Origin of the sequence: Acinetobacter sp. UBA5934 (assembly GCF_002430855.1) — a bacterium.
Taxonomy (GTDB): Bacteria; Pseudomonadota; Gammaproteobacteria; order Pseudomonadales; family Moraxellaceae; genus Acinetobacter.
Map to the genome: position 1 here is coordinate 1 of NZ_DJDC01000189.1, position 17,981 is coordinate 17,981.

18 protein-coding genes and 1 pseudogene are annotated in these 17,981 nt (G+C 42.1%); 10 read left to right on the forward strand and 9 right to left on the reverse strand.

What is annotated here, in order from left to right; genetic code table 11:
- The first annotated feature begins 85 nt into the window (after positions 1-85).
- Both B2Y23_RS13785 and ovoA read left to right on the forward strand, forming a co-directional pair.
- Positions 86-958, forward strand: coding sequence for a LysR family transcriptional regulator (locus tag B2Y23_RS13785; RefSeq protein ID WP_291371432.1), 873 nt, complete (start codon positions 86-88; stop codon positions 956-958).
- Between the two features lie 132 nt (positions 959-1,090).
- Positions 1,091-3,292 carry a 5-histidylcysteine sulfoxide synthase gene (gene ovoA, locus B2Y23_RS13790; protein ID WP_409449786.1) on the forward strand — a complete coding sequence of 734 codons (2,202 nt, stop codon included), beginning with the start codon at positions 1,091-1,093 and terminating at the stop codon, positions 3,290-3,292.
- A gap of 63 nt (positions 3,293-3,355) precedes the next feature.
- Here ovoA and B2Y23_RS13795 read toward each other — a convergent pair whose 3' ends face one another.
- Positions 3,356-3,601 (reverse strand): DUF2789 domain-containing protein, encoded by a 246-nt coding sequence (locus B2Y23_RS13795; protein WP_291371436.1) that lies wholly within the window; start codon positions 3,599-3,601, stop codon positions 3,356-3,358.
- A gap of 281 nt (positions 3,602-3,882) precedes the next feature.
- A complete protein-coding gene (locus B2Y23_RS13800) occupies positions 3,883-4,533 on the reverse strand; it encodes an HAD family hydrolase (protein ID WP_291371438.1) in 651 nt (216 codons plus the stop codon).
- 182 nt (positions 4,534-4,715) lie between these two features.
- Here B2Y23_RS13800 and B2Y23_RS13805 point away from each other — a divergent pair, with 182 nt between their 5' ends.
- Together B2Y23_RS13805 and ptsP are read left to right on the forward strand one after the other, a co-directional pair.
- On the forward strand, positions 4,716-5,198 hold the full coding sequence (locus B2Y23_RS13805) for an RNA pyrophosphohydrolase (protein WP_291355553.1): 483 nt from the start codon (positions 4,716-4,718) through the stop codon (positions 5,196-5,198).
- An 82-nt stretch (positions 5,199-5,280) separates the two neighbouring features.
- Positions 5,281-7,578: a phosphoenolpyruvate--protein phosphotransferase gene (gene ptsP, locus B2Y23_RS13810; protein ID WP_291371440.1), complete on the forward strand. Its 2,298-nt coding sequence runs from the start codon at positions 5,281-5,283 to the stop codon at positions 7,576-7,578.
- Positions 7,579-7,590: 12 nt separating this feature from the next.
- On the opposite strand, the gene B2Y23_RS13815 is transcribed toward ptsP, so the two are convergent.
- The 3 genes from B2Y23_RS13815 to B2Y23_RS13825 all read right to left on the reverse strand — a co-directional run bounded on the left by B2Y23_RS13815 (position 7,591) and on the right by B2Y23_RS13825 (position 10,291).
- Positions 7,591-7,776 carry a DUF7230 family protein gene (locus tag B2Y23_RS13815; RefSeq protein ID WP_291355556.1) on the reverse strand — a complete coding sequence of 62 codons (186 nt, stop codon included), beginning with the start codon at positions 7,774-7,776 and terminating at the stop codon, positions 7,591-7,593.
- Between the two features lie 163 nt (positions 7,777-7,939).
- Positions 7,940-8,320 carry a YkvA family protein gene (locus B2Y23_RS13820; protein WP_291371442.1) on the reverse strand — a complete coding sequence of 127 codons (381 nt, stop codon included), beginning with the start codon at positions 8,318-8,320 and terminating at the stop codon, positions 7,940-7,942.
- Positions 8,321-8,611: 291 nt separating this feature from the next.
- Positions 8,612-10,291 (reverse strand): acyl-CoA dehydrogenase family protein, encoded by a 1,680-nt coding sequence (locus tag B2Y23_RS13825; RefSeq protein WP_291371444.1) that lies wholly within the window; start codon positions 10,289-10,291, stop codon positions 8,612-8,614.
- A gap of 94 nt (positions 10,292-10,385) precedes the next feature.
- On the opposite strand from B2Y23_RS13825, the gene B2Y23_RS13830 reads away from it, so the two are divergent.
- The 4 genes from B2Y23_RS13830 (at position 10,386) to B2Y23_RS13845 (ending at position 13,350) form a co-directional block, all read left to right on the forward strand.
- Positions 10,386-11,021, forward strand: coding sequence for a TetR/AcrR family transcriptional regulator (locus B2Y23_RS13830; RefSeq protein ID WP_291355561.1), 636 nt, complete (start codon positions 10,386-10,388; stop codon positions 11,019-11,021).
- Between the two features lie 289 nt (positions 11,022-11,310).
- On the forward strand, positions 11,311-12,243 hold the full coding sequence (locus B2Y23_RS13835; protein ID WP_291355563.1) for a hypothetical protein: 933 nt from the start codon (positions 11,311-11,313) through the stop codon (positions 12,241-12,243).
- Complete coding sequence (locus B2Y23_RS13840; RefSeq protein WP_291355565.1) at positions 12,236-12,526, forward strand: DUF4258 domain-containing protein; 291 nt, start codon at positions 12,236-12,238, stop codon at positions 12,524-12,526. Before B2Y23_RS13835 ends, B2Y23_RS13840 begins: the two co-directional genes overlap by 8 nt.
- 41 nt (positions 12,527-12,567) lie before the next feature.
- A complete protein-coding gene (locus B2Y23_RS13845; protein ID WP_291355567.1) occupies positions 12,568-13,350 on the forward strand; it encodes a hypothetical protein in 783 nt (260 codons plus the stop codon).
- A gap of 126 nt (positions 13,351-13,476) precedes the next feature.
- Here the strand turns inward: B2Y23_RS13845 and B2Y23_RS13850 are convergent.
- Positions 13,477-13,608: pseudogene (locus tag B2Y23_RS13850) on the reverse strand (catalase-peroxidase 2); the annotation flags it as partial.
- 406 nt (positions 13,609-14,014) lie between these two features.
- Between B2Y23_RS13850 and B2Y23_RS13855 the strand changes: the two are divergent.
- Together B2Y23_RS13855 and B2Y23_RS13860 are read left to right on the forward strand one after the other, a co-directional pair.
- Positions 14,015-14,458, forward strand: coding sequence for a thiol-disulfide oxidoreductase DCC family protein (locus B2Y23_RS13855; RefSeq protein WP_291371446.1), 444 nt, complete (start codon positions 14,015-14,017; stop codon positions 14,456-14,458).
- Positions 14,448-14,849: a DoxX-like family protein gene (locus B2Y23_RS13860; RefSeq protein ID WP_291371447.1), complete on the forward strand. Its 402-nt coding sequence runs from the start codon at positions 14,448-14,450 to the stop codon at positions 14,847-14,849. Before B2Y23_RS13855 ends, B2Y23_RS13860 begins: the two co-directional genes overlap by 11 nt.
- A 35-nt stretch (positions 14,850-14,884) precedes the next feature.
- Here B2Y23_RS13860 and B2Y23_RS13865 read toward each other — a convergent pair whose 3' ends face one another.
- From B2Y23_RS13865 to B2Y23_RS13875, 3 genes are all read right to left on the reverse strand, one after another.
- On the reverse strand, positions 14,885-15,940 hold the full coding sequence (locus B2Y23_RS13865) for an MBL fold metallo-hydrolase (protein WP_291371449.1): 1,056 nt from the start codon (positions 15,938-15,940) through the stop codon (positions 14,885-14,887).
- 75 nt (positions 15,941-16,015) lie between these two features.
- Positions 16,016-16,954: a cation diffusion facilitator family transporter gene (locus B2Y23_RS13870; protein ID WP_291371450.1), complete on the reverse strand. Its 939-nt coding sequence runs from the start codon at positions 16,952-16,954 to the stop codon at positions 16,016-16,018.
- A gap of 279 nt (positions 16,955-17,233) precedes the next feature.
- A partial coding sequence (locus tag B2Y23_RS13875) for a DMT family transporter (protein ID WP_291371452.1) occupies positions 17,234-17,981 on the reverse strand: 748 nt, incomplete at its 5' end.

The following is a 17,981-nucleotide window of genomic DNA, read 5'->3' on the forward strand; positions in this document are numbered from 1 at the left end:
TTAAAGTCTTTTTAAAGATTAAGCACCCATTTAATATAAAAATATTTTATAATTATTTGAATTTCATATAACCAGACATCTCCTTATGAATCTTGCTGCCTTTGAAGCCTTTATTAAAGTCATGGAAACAGGTTCTATTTCTATGGCCGCTGATCTATTGTTTATTACCCAGCCTGCTGTGACCAAAAGGATTCATAGTCTGGAAGAATATTTTGGCGTAAAACTGTTTGAGTCTGCCGGTCGTGGCGTTCAGGCCACCCATGCGGCACATTCTTTATTGCCAAAAGTGAAAAACTGGTTAAATGAGCTGGGCGATATTCACCATACCCTCAGTCATGAACAGGAACAGGTGCAAGGCAAGCTGAAAATTGGCACCAGTCATCATATTGGTTTGCATCATCTGCCCCAGCACCTGCGCAATTATGTGCAAAGATTCCCGGATGTAACTTTAGATGTTCATTTTGTTGACTCGGAACAGGCGCATGAGCAAGTATTGGCCGGTGACCTGGAGTTGGCATTTTTGACCCTTCCGCCGCAAGGTGATGAACGCCTGAGTTACGTGACCATCTGGAATGATCCATTGGTTTTTGTGGCAGCACCTTTTCATCCGCTGGCGCAAAAAAAACATTTGAGTCTGGAAGATTTGGTCCAGTATCCAAGCTTGTTACCAGCATCACAAACCTATACTACGCAAATCACCTTGGCCGAGTTTGAAAAGCAAGGGGTGAAACCGAAAATCACCATGAGCAACAATCCACTGGAATCGATCCGCATGCTGGTTTCGATTGGCCTGGGCTGGTCGGTATTACCAAAAACCTTGCTGAATCAGGAACTGCAACTGCTGGATATTAATGTGCAAATGAACCGTCAACTCGGCATGGTTTGGCATCCGGGTCGTACCCAGTCACGTGCGGTACAGGAACTGGTGGCCATGATGAAAAACGCCCATCCCTACTAAAATCTGCTTTAGCGCTGCATCTGTCTGGATGCAGCATTTTGTTACCTAAATCCTCAGTACAGTGGAACGGCTTTCGAGTACTTTTAAATAAAACACATAAAACATGATGTTTTAAATGTGTAAAAGAAATCGATGGAGTGTGACTCTATGTTGAGGGATTCATTATCTGTACTATCTCAAAAAGACCAATCTGTAGTCTCTACTCATTATTCCGGCGTGTGGCAAAATGCGAAAATTACGCTGCTGCCGACTCCCCATTTAAATTTTCCTGACGAAGCGACTGCACGACATACTTTGCGTGATTATTTTCTGAATACGTTCGACAGCTATGAACGGCTGTTTGACTGTCTAAAAAATGATGAAGCCTATTACCTCCGGTCCATTTCTTTACGCCATCCGCTGATTTTTTATTTTGGTCATACGGCGACCTTTTTTATCAATAAACTGCTGCTTAGCAAACTGATTCGTGAACGTTTGAACCCGCAACTGGAAAGTATTTTTGCTGTCGGGGTCGATGAAATGAGCTGGGATGACTTGAATGAGCAGCATTATGACTGGCCGAGTGTAGACGAAGTACGGGCTTATCGTGCGCAGGTACGAACACTGGTACTGAATCTGCTTGAACATGCGCCTCTTACTTTACCCTTGGACTGGAACCATCCTTGGTGGTCGATCATCATGGGCATTGAACATGAGCGGATTCATCTTGAAACCTCATCAGTGCTGATTCGCCAGCACCAGCTGGACTATGTCTACAATCATCCGCAGTGGCGTGCTGAAGTGATGAGCGGAATCGCGCCGGAAAACACTCTAATTACGGTTCCTGCAGGACAAGTCCGTCTGAACAAAACTTTCAGCAGTAACTTTTATGGCTGGGACAATGAATATGGCCTGCATCAGGCGGATGTTGCCGCTTTTCAGGCTTCACAACATCTGGTTTCCAATCAGGAATTCTTCAGTTTTGTGGAAGATGGCGGATATGCAACGGATCGTTACTGGACCGCAGAAGGACAGGCCTGGCTAAAATTTTCTCAAGCCGTGCATCCCAGTTTTTGGCGAAAAACCCCTGAAGGCTGGGCACTGCGTATTATGCTGGAAGAAATCCCCATGCCTTGGGACTGGCCGGTCGAAGTGAATTATCTTGAGGCCAAAGCCTTTTGTCAGTGGAAAGCCAAAAAAACCGGTCAAAACATTCGCTTGCCCACAGAAGATGAGTGGTATCGGCTTTACGACGTGACAGGTTTAGATCTTGAGCTGCCCAGTCCGAAACAGGCCAATATCGAACTGAAATATGGCACCAGTCCCTGCCCGGTCAATCATTTTCAGCAAGGCGATTTCTTTGATATTCAGGGCAATGTCTGGCAATGGACTGAAACCCCGATTTACCCTTTTGAAGGCTTTCAGGTGCATCCGATCTATGATGATTTCAGCACCCCCACCTTTGATGGGCAACATAATTTAATCAAAGGCGGTTCCTGGATTTCGGCTGGCAATGAAGCTTTGCACAGCGCACGTTATGCCTTCCGCCGGCATTTCTTTCAGCATGCCGGATTCCGCTATGTCGCGGCCTCCCAAGAACTTCAGCAGTTTCAATCGCAGTATGAAACTGACCAGATGATCTCGCAATATTTGGAATTTCAGTACGGTGCGGAATATTTTAATGTCGCCAATTTTGCCCAAAGCCTGATTCACCTTGCACAACCTTATTTTAAGGATATTGCGACCGAGAAGGCATTAGATATCGGCTGCGCCACAGGTCGTGCCAGCTTTGAACTGGCGGCTTATTTTAATCAGGTCACAGGACTGGATTTTTCCGCACGCTTTATTCAGCAAGCGGCACAACTGGCGCAAGGCGAAACGCTACGTTATACCCTGCCTGTTGAAGGTGAACTGGTCGAATATCAAGCCTGCAACTTAAAAGAACTGGGGCTGGATGCACATGCGAATCGAGTGGAGTTTTTTCAGGCCGATGCCTGCAATTTAAAACCGCACTTTAGCAATTACAATTTTATTCTGGCTGCCAATTTGATTGACCGCCTGCATCATCCGAAAGATTTTTTAGCCTCTATTCATCAACGCTTAACTCTGGGCGGCATTTTAATGCTGACCTCCCCTTATACCTGGCTAGAAGAACATACGGCGCGCCATGAATGGCTCGGCGGTTTTAAAAAAGATGGCGAAAACTTCACTACGCTGGAGGGCATGACTGAACTGTTACAAGCGCATTTTGAAATGCTCGCTGAACCTCAGGATGTCGCCTTTGTCATACGTGAAACCGCGCGTAAGTATCAGCATACCTTGTCTCAAGTAACACTATGGAAACGGGTGAGATAAAGCACTTTCCAAAAAAAAAGCCAATCTGCTGATTGGCTTTTGCGGTTTTAGTCTTTTTAGTCTTTATTGAATCACTGAATCTTCATGCAAAGATTCATTCAGCTGGTCGACAATAATCGCCCATGAGCCATCGGACTTTAACTTTTCTGCTAAAAACTGGCGCTGTGCATCAGTCCAAAATTCTGCCTCAGTAATTTTGGTATGAGCATTTAGTTGATGTGTGGCAATAAACAGGGCGATCGCTTCTTCACTGGAGTCTAGGCCCAGCTGCTCAAAAAGATTAGTCATTCTTGGACGTGTCTGGCTCATTTTGATCTCCCGTTGTTCCCGCTAAAGTTTAATTTTTTATCAGTACCAGCCATGATTTTCATTTCTAATATACGACAAAGGCATAATGATAGTAAGGGTTATTTTATGCTCGCTTAGCCGATATTAAACATGCAACCCGGTTCAGCAGATCGGTTGCAATCTTCCTGAAAAATGGAAGAATTTTGGCAAATTTTTATTTTTCTTATTTTTTATTTTTAACGTCTAAAATAGGCGGAGCCGCAATATTCCTCACGCCTCTGCCCTCATCCAGAAAAAATGAGCTAAATCGACCAGTCCTGAATTTCCCAGTTTTGCGCTTTGGCTAAAGCCTCTAGACGCTCGTCTGGATTGACCGCAATGGCATGATCGGCATATTCCAATAAGAAACGGTCATTGAATGAATCTGAATAGGCCCATGATTCATCAATATTACGGCCTTCAAGCCATTGTTCTAAGCGAATCAATTTACCCTTTTGATAGCACGCGGTATTGATGACTTTACCGGTATATTTGCCATCCACCACTTCTGCATTGGTGGCAATAATTTCAGTAATGCCAAACTCGTGAAAAATAGGGGCAGTAATAAAATCAGAGGTTGCAGTAATCCCGACCAGCTCATGTCCGGCATCGCGGTGCTTTTCAATGGCAGCAAAGCCTTCAGGGCGCATTTGTGGACGAATCACTTTTTTCATGAACAATTCATGTAATTCAGTCAAATATTGATTGTCATGCTGGGTTAAAAACTCAAATACAAATTCATTGTAGGCAATCGGGTCAAGTTGCCCGGCTTTATAGTCCTCATAAAACTTGTCATTCATTTGACGATGTCGGATTGGATCGACTAAACCTTCGTTTACTAAAAACTCACCCCATGAATAATCTGAATCGGTATTGAGTAGGGTGTGGTCGAGGTCAAATAAAGCCAATTTCATGAAAATACTCGTAAAAACTGCAATTTAAGAAAAAAATTGTAAATCTATCTCCGCTAGTCGATAGAAATTCGTTAAGATCATAGCAATTTTTAACATTTAAGCTGTGCTTTTTTTCGAGATGGATATAGAAATAACAATCCCCGTAGAAAAAGTCATACATTACACAAAATTTAGGTAGCCAAATGATCGACTCAGAAGGTTTCCGACCGAATGTCGGGATCATTTTGGCAAACGACATTGGACAAGTTTTATGGGCAAAACGCATTGGACACAATGCTTGGCAATTTCCACAAGGAGGGATCCAGTATGGAGAATCCCCCGAACAGGCACTTTACCGTGAGCTGAGAGAAGAAGTTGGTTTATTGCCCGAACATGTTCAAATTGTAGCGCAAACAAAAGGTTGGCTGCGTTATCGTTTGCCGCAACGGTATATACGCTCGGATTCAGACCCGGTGTGTATTGGTCAAAAACAGAAGTGGTTTTTACTCAAGCTGACAGCGCCAGCAAAAAATATTCAGCTGGATTTGTCTGACCCACCTGAGTTTGACCAGTGGCAATGGGTAAGTTATTGGTACCCATTAGGCCAGGTCGTGAATTTTAAACGCGATGTATACCGAAAGGCGATGGTAGAACTGTGTCATCAGTTACCTTCCATCCAGGTATAAAAAATTGCAGGAAAAGGCAGATTTTTTAGTAGCAAGTTGTTATAAATAAAAATAGTTTTAAACTTATTGTGGAGCAGATTTTATGTCGAATATGCAACTGGACACCTTAAGACGCATTGTGCAGGAAATCAATGCGTCCACCAGTTTGCATGAGTCACTCGACATCATGGTCAATCAGGTAGCTACAGCCATGCATGTAGATGTCTGCTCCATTTACCTGCTTGATGAACGTAACCAGCGTTATCTGCTCATGGCGTCTAAAGGATTAAATCCTGAAGCTGTGGGGCACGTTTCCTTACATACCAGTGAAGGCCTGGTCGGACTGGTAGGTCAGCGCGAAGAAATCGTCAATCTGGACAATGCACCGAAGCACGAACGCTTTATGTACCTGCCTGAAACCGGGGAAGAAATTTATAATTCTTTCCTTGGTGTTCCGGTGATGTATCGCCGTAAAGTGATGGGCGTTCTGGTGGTGCAAAATAAGGAATCTCAAGATTTTAGTGAAGCCGCCGAATCGTTCCTGGTCACGCTGTGTGCCCAGCTTTCCGGTGTAATTGCCCATGCTCATGCGGTCGGCAATATCGATGTATTCCGCAAGCCAAGCAACCTTCCCGCTTATAAAACCTTCCAGGGTGTTTCAGGTTCAGGCGGCATTGCCTTAGGGCGTGCCGTCATTCTCTATCCGCCTGCAGATTTGGCGGCTGTACCTGACCGTGAAGCGGATGACATCAGTGAAGAACTGGAACTGCTTGATCATGCGCTGAATGCGGTGCGTCAGGAAATTCAATCCCTTGATGAAAAAATGCAAGATGCCTTAATGGCAGAAGAACGCGCCCTATTTAGCGTGTTCTTGCGCATGCTGGATGAAAATGCTTTACCTTCTGAAATTAAAGCTGAAATCCGCGATGGTAACTGGGCACAAGGTGCAGTCAGAAATGTCATTGATAATCACATTGCCCTGTTTGCACAAATGGAAGACGATTATCTACGCGAACGTGTTTCCGACCTGAAAGATCTCGGACGTCGCATTCTGGCATTTTTACAGGAAGCCGATGCCAGCCATCGCGAACTGACTGATGAAAGTATTCTGATTGGGGAAGAAATTTCAACGGCAGCCCTGGTTGAATTACCGGTCGATAAAATTGCTGCGATTGTCACCACCGAAGGTGCCATGAACTCGCATATGGTGATTGTGGCACGTGCGCTGGGCATTCCTACTGTGGTTGGTGTCACTGAACTGCCGATTAATACCTTGGATGATGTCGAGATGATTGTCGATGCTCATCAGGGACGTGTGTTTATTAATCCGCCTCGCCGTTTGCGTAGCCGTTATAAAGAAATTCAGAAAGAAGAAGAACAGCTTGCTAAAGACTTAAAGCAATACGAGACCAAAGATGCGATTACGCCGGATGGAGTTGCCGTTAAACTGTTTGTGAACACGGGCTTGATGATTGATGTGGTACGTGGGGTACAACGTGGCGCTAAAGGCGTAGGTTTATATCGTTCTGAAATTCCGTTTATGCTACGTGACCGCTTCCCCGGCGAAGAAGAACAGCGTGCCATTTACCGCCAGCAGCTCAGTCACTTTGCCAATAAACCTGTGGTGATGCGGACTCTCGACATTGGTGCAGATAAGGATTTACCTTATTTCTCCATTGAAGAAGAAAACTCGGCGCTGGGCTGGCGCGGCATCCGTTTTACTTTAGATCATCCTGAAATTTTTTCTGCACAAATTCGTGCCATGCTCAAAGCCAGTATTGGTCTGAATAACTTGCACATTTTACTGCCAATGATCACCAGTGTCAGTGAAGTAGAAGAAGCTTTATATCTACTGGATCGAGACTGGGCCGCAGTTCAGGAAGAAGAACAAGTTAAAATTACCAAGCCAAAAATCGGCATTATGGTTGAAGTACCGAGTGTGCTGTTACAGATTGAAGAGTTTTCTGAGCTGGTGGATTTCTTCTCGGTCGGTTCCAATGACTTGACCCAGTATTTACTGGCAGTCGACCGTAATAATCCTCGAGTTGCCAATGTGTATTCGCATTTCCATCCTGCGGTTTTACGCGCCTTGACCCGTCTGGTTCAGGAATGTCATAAATATGATAAACCGATTAGTATTTGTGGAGAAATGGCTGGCGACCCATTGGCGGCTGTACTGCTGATGGCGATGGGCTTTAATACCCTGTCGATGAGTTCTAGCAATATTTTGCGGGTGCGTAAAGCGATTTGTCATGTTCCAATGACCGATGCGCAGGAACAGCTGGAACGTGTATTAAAAATGAGTAATCCACTGATGGTGAAAAGCTGGATGGAGTATTACTTCAAGACCCATGGCCTGGGGGATATGGTGAAATCTGCAACCCGTATTGTAGGCGCTTAATTCTATTCAGATCTAAGAAAATACAGTGAAATAAAAAGAGAGATAGTCATTTGAGTATCTCCCTTTTTTGTGCTTATCATAGCCACGTTTTGCATTTTTCTTGCGGTCCACAAAGACTTGGCTTTTGTTGACCTCATGCATGTGTTTTGCCACAAAGTTGTGAACCACAACCTCTGGCAATCCTTTTTTCTTTGCCATTTTACTCACCTGTTTTCATTCACTATCCAGATTGGACAGTAAGCTGATATTACGCTTTTTTGCACAGAATTCAAGCGGTTTTTACCGTGCGATACAGTTTATATAAAAAATAATAATTTCAAATACTTAATCTATTATTCTTAGTCTTTAGATCAACCAGTTCTTACAATGTATGCATATTGAAAAAATGCATGGCCAAATAGCCGAGCAAGAGCAACCAGATTAAATTGATCACGCCTGCCGCCCAGCGATTGACAGGCCGTTCCGCCAATAGCGAGGCACGAATTCTGCAATCGTCTATAATTTCTTTTGGCGTAAGCTTAATCACCAATAGCAGCCCCAAGGGCACAATAATAAGATCATCCAGATAGCCCAGCACTGGAATAAAATCGGGAATCAGATCAATCGGTGATAGCGCATATGCCGCAATCACCAGTGCCAGTATTTTGATCCAGATAGGTGTTCGCTCGTCTTTAGCCACCAGCCAAACGACCACGATATCTTTTTTAAGCCTTTTAGCCCATTGTCTAATTTTTTGATACATACCAGTACTGAAAATCAAAAATTTATAAATGACATATTAAATAAGTTTTCTTAAATGAATATAAATTTTCCAGTTTCAAGCTTATGTTTGTGTAAGTAGCTGAAGCTCTACTTCCCTTAATCATCACAATAAAAAAATAAATTTATGAAAGGATTTTCCTCATTTCAAAAATTCACAAAATATATTTTAAGTACTCAAGAGAGACTTTTAATTAATATTTTCATCCCATGCCCTCTGCCTTCTCTTTGAGCCATATATGGCGCAAGAGAAGGAGCTTTCATCATGACAATATCAGTTAACGTGAGCTAAAGCCCGCTCTAGCAATCTTTCCACATCTACCTGCTTCGCTTCAATCATACCGACCACTCGGCCATGAAATTCGCTATAACGCGTTTGAATAAAAGCATCGGCCACATAATCCGGGGCATAACGTTTTAATAAAACTGCTTGAGCCAAAATCACCAGACGGCTGACCAGACTACGTCCCATAAACTGTAGGTCTTCCGGTGCTTGCTGGAACAACCTGAACAGACTCTGTAATTCATTTTTTAGCGTTTCATCCTGCATCGCTGTAGATGCCAAATCTTTAAACAGCACTTCAATGGATTCAGGTTCTCGTGCAATTGCACGCAGTACATCCAGGCACATGACATTACCTGAACCTTCCCAAATGGTATTCACCGGAGCTTCTTTGAATATGCGTGCCATAATGCCATTATCGACATAGCCATTGCCACCAAAGACTTCCATCATCTCACCGGTCAGCTCGACTGCACGCTTGCAAATCCAGAACTTGGAAGCAGGTGTCATGATTCTTTTCCATGCCAGAGACAAGGAATCGTCAGATTCATAACAATGTGCCAAATAGAAACTGAGTTGCATTGCTGCTTCTGTTTCCAAAGCTAAATCTGCCAACACAGCACGCATCAAAGGCTGTTCGGCCAAGTGTTTTCCAAAAGCCTTACGCTGACGAGTATAGGCAATACATTGCACTAGAGCCTGACGCAGCATCGCGCTACTGCCGACCGAACAGGTTAAGCGGGTGTAGTTCGCCATTTCAATAATGGTCGGAATGCCGCGTCCTGCTTCGCCAATCATGATGCCCCAGGCATCCTTAAATTCGACTTCGGAACTAGAGTTGCTGCGGTTACCGACTTTCTCTTTTAGACGCTGCACATGAATATTGTTTTTCGTGCCATCTTCCAGCCAGCGCGGCACAAAGAAACAGGCCAAGCCATCTTGCTCGGTTTTCGCTACCACCAAATGTGCATCACACATCGGCGCAGAAAAAAACCATTTATGTCCAGTCAGTAAATAAGCCTTGCCACGACCTGACTCAGCGACAGGTACAGCCAGTGTCTCATTGGCACGCACATCCGAACCGCCCTGCTTTTCGGTCATGCCCATCCCGAGCCAAATCGATTTCTTCTGGGCTATTGGCAGGTCACGTTCATCGTATTCGGTAGATAGCAGTTTCTCGCCTATTTTTGCCCATAGTTCAGGTTCACGCTGAATCAGCGGAATACTGCCAAGCGTCATCGAAGTCGGGCATAAACTGCCACATTCCACCTGTCCGCTTAAGTAAAAACGTGCTGCCCACTCCACCCATTTGGCAGATGATTCTGTATGATTAAATGGATGAGCATGGCTGTCAAATTTGCGGTTTAAAGCCATCCATTGATGCCATGCAGGATGAAATTCAATATAGTCTTTACGGCGACCGCGCGCATCGAAGGCATGCAAAATGGGGGTGTGTTTATTGGCTAAATCGGCATATTGATAATACTCGGCTGATCCCACCACTTTCCCCATCTGCGACAAGGTGGCCTGATCCTGACTGCCGTAACGGTGCAAAATTTCTTTTAATACGGTGTCTGTTTCAAACAGGTTGTAGTCTTGCAGTTCGTCAAACTGGTTGCTGATCTGATGGGTCATCCATGTCTGATTTGATAACTGGTTCGATGTATTCATCGTCTATATTTCCTGCTTGTTGTTCTGGGCTTTTCATTCCAGTATAGAGAAAAAATAGCCACAGCATGTTCGGCTTTGTTTGATCAAGAGTTTTATGAAAAATCCACAGATTCAAGTACGGCGTAAGCCGCGTCAGTCCAGAGCCAAGCTGACTCAGGAAGCCTTGCAGGACAGTTTTGTTCGGCTTTTGCATGAGCGTGCTGCACATGACATTACCATTCGCGAGATTACCGATTTGGCCGGTGTAGGCTTGGGCACGTTCTATGAATATTTTTCCAAGAAAGAAGATTTGGTTGCGCTGACCATTCACCGACATGTGAAAAACAATGCTGAGGACTTAAAAACTTATGCACAAAGCCTGATCAAGTTATCCACAGATATGGCTCTGGATGATTATTTAAGACAGGTGATTCATTTTCAGCTTGAGCAGATTCAAGCACAGCAGTTTCTATGGGCACAGACCTTTTTGCTGGAACGTCAAATTTCCAATATTGAGAGTTACCGTAAGAGTTACAAAATGATGATGCAAATGTGGCAAAACATTCTTGCACCTTTTATTCAGGATGCTGGACAGCTCAAACGGATGAGTTTAAATGTGCAACGGGTCTGCTATGGCTTTGTGTCGCAGACGTTGTTGATGGAGCCTGAGTTTGTCGAGTGGGATGAGTTGGAGAACGATATTATTCAAACTTCAATTAACTTAATTTTTAATAAAAATGTTTTTTTTTGAAGTTAAAGATCCATTTTTGGTTGGCAAAACATATCAAAGCCGCTCATAAAAAAAGCCGACTTGTTTCCAACCTGGATTTTTCGCATTTTTGTGTTGTGGTAATAATTTTAAATATTTGATTTTTAAATTAATGTACACGTGCAGTTTGTATAAAGACCATTATATTAAATAAAGCATCAAAATTAATCATGAAATTTTCAAGAAAAAATCATAAATATTTTTGACAAACAAAAAAAATCATGTATTATTCCAATTATTAAATTTGTGATTTTTTCTGGAAAAAAACATTATGTTATTAAGTTGTTTTGAATTAGATAATAAAATTATAAGCTTAGAGTCTTATTTATCGAATATATTTGAGGCTTCATATCTTCATCAGATTATTACGGAAAATTATTCAGATGATTATCTAAAAGGGAGCACAGATAAACTATTTGGTTTACCTCCAGAATCCTCTGAAATTATACATCAACCTAGTTTGTACAGTCTTGATGAAGAACTACAAAAAGTTGCGAAGCAGACTTTTATGAATACATTTATTTGTAATGCATGTCTAACTCTATATGAATATGCGGTAAATGGTATTCCGACTTCTGAACATTGGAGTGATATTGTTGAAGATGTAAATATCTATCTTCAACATATTCATAGCGACTTTTCACCTATTTCTCCTAATACACGCGTAATTGTAGATCTCGCACTTTTAAGATTTGGAATAGATGGTGAACAGGATTCAAATCATTTTATTTGTGATTTGGATAAATTCAAAGTTATTGCACTCATGGCTGATCTAGATGAGCGAACTGTAAAAAATGCTCATTCACAAGGTTTTTTTAATGGTGATTCAGGAGATTTTGATTTTAATGCCATTAAATTATGGTTAAGCACAAAACGAGGTTTTATACCTACCAAAGGCTTAATCAAAAAGAATAGTCAATCCTTAAATGAAGTGAAAACAGCCCCAGAATTTGGTTACTTTTTAAAAGAAAAGAGAGAAAGTTTAGGGGCTTTATTCGATCTGAAAGTATTTCAAACTAAACACTATCTTTTTGATAAAAAAACAGTTGTTGAATTAGAAAATGGTTTTTTTGATTTGCCATTAAACACAGTATCTATTCTTGCAAATGCTTATTACATAGATGAAAACGAATTTTTAAATTGTGTTATGAGAGTGTTTTTTTCTTCGGAGTTAGAAAAAATTAGAGGAATGAAAGATGCATAGTTTCAATACAACTCGCCATAGTAATAAGCGGATGAAGCAACGCGGCATTACTAAAGATATGATTGATTTTACTATTCTTTTTGGTGAAATAGATGGTGATAAATATTTTACAAATCAAAAGAATATAAAGGATGAAATATCAATGATTGATCTGAAAATTATGCAATTACGGAAATTAAGGAAGACAGCATTAAAAGTTTTAGACAAAGGTGGGGTAACTGTTGTTGCTGATAATGGAAATATTATTTCTACTTATAATTTCAATAGTTATTTAAGTTACTAACTAAAGCTAAATCCATTCAATAAATTATTTACGAGGAATATATGGGTACTAAATCTTACTCAGAGATGGCTTCTGCCTTAAAAAAAGTTGTTATAAAATCTGATACAACATTGGAACAGTTAGAATCTTTGAGAATTGCGAAAGATGGAGCTGTAGAAAGCTATTACATCCCGTTTGACTATCTTACACCGAACGCCAAAGTTGTTTTAGTTGGAATAACACCTGGTAAAACGCAATTATTGAATGCTCTTATTTCAGTAGAAAATTCTATTAAAAAAGGGCTTTCCACTAATGAAATTTTAAAAAATGCTAAAGTAGAAGGAGCTTTTAGCGGAACATTAAGAAAAAACCTAGTGCAATTATTAGATTATATTGGTCTAGATAAAAAACTTGGTATTAAAAGTACAGATTCTTTATTTAATACAAATGCACATTTAGTTCATACAACTTCTGTTTTACGTCATCCAGTTTTTGTAGATGGGCAAGATTATAGTGGTTCTACCCCTAATATGATAAAACATCCCCTTATGGTCGATTTAATTGATAAGTATTTAAAAGAAGAAATTCGTCAATTACCTAATGCATTATATATTCCGCTAGGTCCAAAAGTATGCAAAGTTTTTGATAGCTTGGTTAAAGAAGGTTTGTTAAACAGTGATCAGGTTTTATCTGGCTTACCTCATCCATCAGGTGCTAATGCCGAACGTATCGCTTATTTTATGGGAAATAAACAAAAAGAACTTTTATCAGTTAAGACTAACCCTAAATTATTAGATAAGGCAAAAAGTGAAATTTTAGAAAAATTGGCGAAAGTTAAAATTTAATAATCTCTAAAATTAACACAATAAGCTTTATACGCAACTAAGCTTATAAATCAAATAATATCAACATATTGAAGTCTATAAAAAACCGCCCCTCAAGGCGGTTTTTTCTAAGCTAAATCAGTGAAATTATTTCTTCATATCAAAACGGTCTGCATTCATTACTTTTGTCCATGCAGCAATAAAGTCTCTCACAAATTTTTCTTTGTTGTCGTCTTGCGCATACACTTCTGCGTAAGAGCGCAGAATCGAGTTAGAACCACGGAAGGTACGAGCGCTATCCCATGCAGTTGCAATCAGTTCAGCAGAACTTAAACCACTGCTTAAAAGTTTTGCTTTCAGCTCTGCAACTTCAGCATCAGTCAAAGTGTAATCCACAGCCAAATGATTATGGTGAGGAACCATTGAAAAACATTTAATCTATTAGCAAAATATCTGTTTTTATAACAATATAAAACAAGTTATATGAATGAAAATGATCGAAAAAGCCTATTCCAAGGTCGGCTTAAAAGCAGAATTATTTGACTTGCCAAAGATGAGCTAAAAATTTAAAAACCGCATGTTCAATCCATGAAAAAAAGAAGCATGCTTTGACTTTTTGAATGATATTTTTTATCAGAAAGAATTTGCTATAGTGATGCTAAAACAAGCCAGAATAAATCCGGTCATGAGCCATCACATCGCCGCAATCATTCAAAAACATGACATTGTTTTGTTTGACGCTGTCTGTGTCATTTGTAATGGTTGGGCAAAATTTCTGATCAAGCATGATCGACAGGCAAAATTTAAACTGGTTTCCGCGCAATCAGCTTTGGGTGAACAGATTCTGCAACATTACGGCATGTCCACCACGCACTACACCACCATGGTGGTGATACTGAATGGGCAGCTGTACACCGAATCGACCGCTTTACTCAAAGTCATGCAGCAGTTGGGGCTGCCTTTCTCGCTGATGAATGCAGGCTATCTCATCCCGCGCCCAATCCGGGATTTTCTCTACCGCCGTGTCGCACTCAACCGTTACTGGCTTTTTGGTCAAACCAACCAATGCCTAATCCCTTCTGCTGGAAACCGACAGCATTTTCTGGAACAGGCCATTCGTGAATCATAAAGTTTCATTAGAGAAACCGCTTCAGTTCATTCAGATCACGCTTGCTGCACTTTGGATTTATCAAGGATTGATACCCAAAATTCTGTTTCAGTCGGCTGCGGAAATCGCCATCTGGCAGAGCATGGGTTTAGAGCTGCATCTGGCAAAAATGGGGGTTACCCTCTCGGGCATCATTGAAATGATGTTTGGCTGTAGTTTTCTGCTTTGGCAAAGAGCAGTGGTCATCCATCAGCTGAATATACTGAGCCTGAGCGGATTATTGGTGCTGATTATGGTCACGAACCCCTTGCAACTCACCACTGCATTTAATCCAGTGGTGATGAATATTGCCATGACCGCTCTTTCAATACTTGCCATTCAACTTTTAAAACTGAGCCAACAGACCTCTTAAAAATGTCATTTTTAAAAAAATCATCTTAAACAAGATTAAACCACCAGACGGCGCCCTTCCCGCACGCAGAAAAACGGCGTCATCAATTTGGATGTGTTTTTCATCGCCACTTTTAAATCCAATTCAGGCTGTTCGCGACTTTCATCGGTCAGCTGAAAGGTTCGATAATGAATCGCCAGTGAACACTTTGAATGCAAATCCTGATGCGCCTGAAAAGCCTCCTGCGGGTTCATGTGCATATAACTCATCAGCTCACGCGGCTCGTAGGCGCCGATGGGCAACAAAGACACACGCGGTCGACCTAAACGGCTTTGAACTTCCTTAAAATGGGGTGAATAGCCAGTATCTCCGGCAAAGAAGCAATGATCCTGTCCAGCAAGCACTGAAAAACCGCCCCACAGTGCCCGGCTATGATCGCGCAACCCGCGGCCGGAAAAATGTTGTGCCGGGGTATAGATAATTTTTAAATCATGCAATAAGGACGATTGCCACCAGTCCATTTCCAGCACATGAAAACTTTTCGGCAAATACCATGCGTTGCCCAGTCCGGTATAAATCGGCATGGCAAATTTATCGTGCAACCATTCCAGACTGGCCAGATCCATATGATCATAATGATTATGACTCAGCAGCACCGCATGGATGGTCGGCAGTTCTTCTAGCGCAATCCCCGCCGGGATGACCCGTTTCGGACCTTTGCCCTGCTTCGGACTGGCATATTCACACCAGACCGGATCGGTGAGCAGGTTATACGGCCCAATCTGTAACAGTACCGTGGCATGCCCAACAAACCACACTTGCCAATCGTTCAGACTGGCCTCGGGACGATCTTGTGGAAGCGCCCTTTTGGTGGCATGGAATTCGGCCTGTTCTTTATCAATATCGACATTCCAGGTGGATGATTTCCGGCTGAGCAGCCATTTGATCATATCGGCGCGGCCAGGCCCTTCCGGTCGAGGTAAAGCATTGACGAATCGCTCACCATTATGATGATTCGAATGCATAAACTGAAATGAAGGCTGACGCCAGGTATGTGACCAGCATGTTTTGGTCGGGAGTTGAAAGTGTAATTGCTCAGGCTTCTGCTTCATGTAAATTCAATTTCTTAGAGTGACCTAAACATTCAAAATCCGATATTTTGAATGTTGCGCCATATATATCACGTTTTATTCCAAACGTCCTTTCATACGTTCCAACCACACCTGTTTAGTTTGCGGTTTGATAAACAATGCCACAATTTCCGGATGAATCTGTTTAATTTTCGCTTCAATTCTGTTGACGCAAGCTTCAATGTCATCCGAACTTAAATTGTCTTCAAACTCAAGACTTAACGATGCCAGCACCTGGTGCGCACCGATCTGTTCAGTCAGCACACCATTGGCCGACTGTACCGCCTTATCTTCCTGAGCTATCAGCAAAATATCATTGCGTAACAGTGGATCAGCCGTTTCACCCAGCAATAAGCCCTTGGTTTCACGGGCTAATAAAATAGCAGAAACCGCCAGTACAATGCCAATCAAGATAGAAGCTACACCATCCAGTTCGGGAATATTTAAGGCGTGAGCCAGATAAATCCCGATCAAGGCAATAAACAGACCACATAAAGCGGCGGTATCTTCAAACAGAACGGTAAAGGTGGTGGGATCTTTGCTGCGGCGAAAAGCCTCGAAGTAACCTTGCTCACCTTTGATCTTACGAAAAGCTTTTAGCGCTACAAACCAGGAAATGCCTTCACATACAATAGCAATGCTTAAAACAATATAGTTAATGGTAGGATTCTGCATTTCTTCAGGCTGCAACACGTGCTGTATACCCTGATAAATCGACACAATCGCACCCAGCGCAAAGACCATTAACGCCACAATAAAGGCCCAGAAATACAGTTCACGTCCATAACCAAACGGATGCCTGACATTGGCGGGCTGTTGCGATTTTTTCATGCCGTACAGCAGTAAAATTTCGTTCAATGTGTCCACAACCGAGTGAATCGCCTCACTGAGCATGGCCGAACTATTGGTGATATATGCCGCGACAAACTTGACCAAAGCAATCGCCAGATTACCTGCCAGTGCCGCATAAACGACTATCTTATTCGAATCAGACATTCAAATTTGTCCTAAGCATTTTTTGCCAAGCCTTATTGTTATCAAATAGATCTATTTGATTTTACAACTTATTCCATACTACCCAATGTCATTGTTCTAGTTGTTTATGCTTTTGTTGTTTTTAGCGCAACTGTTGATTGTTTCGCCAGTTAATTTTTAGATAGGTCATGTGAAAAACTGCTGTGAAATACTAGACGTTTTTCTTGATTCAGCCAAATTCCAATCTAAGCAAAAAAGGAAGCCGAAGCTTCCTTTTTTCATCTTGTTTGTCCTGCAATATTAACGCAGTTTAGAAAAATACTGCTCTCGCCATTCTTTCCAGAAATACATCACAATCCCGCACATCACCACCGCAATGCCGATAAAAGCATTCGGACTGATATGTTCACTGTTCAGGGTTGCTCCCAACACCAAGGCAATTACCGGCGTCATGACATTACTTAACGACACGGTCGAGGCATTCAAGCGTTTAATTAGCCAGAAGTAGCACAGCATCGCCACGATGGATGACATGATCATGGTGAAGACAAAGCCAATCATGGCACGTCCACTTGGCATAGCCGTTGGAAAATGCTGCCAAATAAACGGAATAATTAGCATCGAACCTAAAGCAGAGACAATCAATGAACCGGTCGCCTGAGACATCGGTTTCAGTGGCGCATTAATCTGTTTAACCCAGAAGATCGAGCTGATATAAGACACCATACTGATCAGCATCAATACTACACCCCAGGGATTAATCTTGCTGTCTGCCGAGTCGGCAAAGACAAAGGTCAGGCCTGAAACCGCAATCGCCATACCCAACCATTGCAGTGCAATCAGCTTTTGCGTTTTTAAAATCACATGCCCAATCAAGCCGGCAATTAAAGGTGAAAAACCAAAGATCAGCGCCATTAAACCTGAAGTCAGATAATTCGCTGCAAGGTAGATAAACAGCTGTGCACCAATTAAATTCAGACTCCCCGCGACATAACTTTTTAAAGAAGTCTGATCAAACGGCAACGGGTCACGCATCAGCTTTAAAAGG

What these genes read in the sequence shown, in the direction of transcription:
- B2Y23_RS13785 (WP_291371432.1), top strand. Translation starts at nt 86, where the DNA reads ATGAATCTTGCTGCCTTTGAAGCCTTTATTAAAGTCATGGAAACAGGT.
- ovoA (WP_409449786.1), top strand. Translation starts at nt 1,091, where the DNA reads ATGGAGTGTGACTCTATGTTGAGGGATTCATTATCTGTACTATCTCAA.
- B2Y23_RS13795 (WP_291371436.1), bottom strand. Translation starts at nt 3,601, where the DNA reads ATGAGCCAGACACGTCCAAGAATGACTAATCTTTTTGAGCAGCTGGGC.
- B2Y23_RS13800 (WP_291371438.1), bottom strand. Translation starts at nt 4,533, where the DNA reads ATGAAATTGGCTTTATTTGACCTCGACCACACCCTACTCAATACCGAT.
- B2Y23_RS13805 (WP_291355553.1), top strand. Translation starts at nt 4,716, where the DNA reads ATGATCGACTCAGAAGGTTTCCGACCGAATGTCGGGATCATTTTGGCA.
- ptsP (WP_291371440.1), top strand. Translation starts at nt 5,281, where the DNA reads ATGTCGAATATGCAACTGGACACCTTAAGACGCATTGTGCAGGAAATC.
- B2Y23_RS13815 (WP_291355556.1), bottom strand. Translation starts at nt 7,776, where the DNA reads ATGGCAAAGAAAAAAGGATTGCCAGAGGTTGTGGTTCACAACTTTGTG.
- B2Y23_RS13820 (WP_291371442.1), bottom strand. Translation starts at nt 8,320, where the DNA reads ATGTATCAAAAAATTAGACAATGGGCTAAAAGGCTTAAAAAAGATATC.
- B2Y23_RS13825 (WP_291371444.1), bottom strand. Translation starts at nt 10,291, where the DNA reads ATGAATACATCGAACCAGTTATCAAATCAGACATGGATGACCCATCAG.
- B2Y23_RS13830 (WP_291355561.1), top strand. Translation starts at nt 10,386, where the DNA reads ATGAAAAATCCACAGATTCAAGTACGGCGTAAGCCGCGTCAGTCCAGA.
- B2Y23_RS13835 (WP_291355563.1), top strand. Translation starts at nt 11,311, where the DNA reads ATGTTATTAAGTTGTTTTGAATTAGATAATAAAATTATAAGCTTAGAG.
- B2Y23_RS13840 (WP_291355565.1), top strand. Translation starts at nt 12,236, where the DNA reads ATGCATAGTTTCAATACAACTCGCCATAGTAATAAGCGGATGAAGCAA.
- B2Y23_RS13845 (WP_291355567.1), top strand. Translation starts at nt 12,568, where the DNA reads ATGGGTACTAAATCTTACTCAGAGATGGCTTCTGCCTTAAAAAAAGTT.
- B2Y23_RS13855 (WP_291371446.1), top strand. Translation starts at nt 14,015, where the DNA reads ATGAGCCATCACATCGCCGCAATCATTCAAAAACATGACATTGTTTTG.
- B2Y23_RS13865 (WP_291371449.1), bottom strand. Translation starts at nt 15,940, where the DNA reads ATGAAGCAGAAGCCTGAGCAATTACACTTTCAACTCCCGACCAAAACA.
- B2Y23_RS13870 (WP_291371450.1), bottom strand. Translation starts at nt 16,954, where the DNA reads ATGTCTGATTCGAATAAGATAGTCGTTTATGCGGCACTGGCAGGTAAT.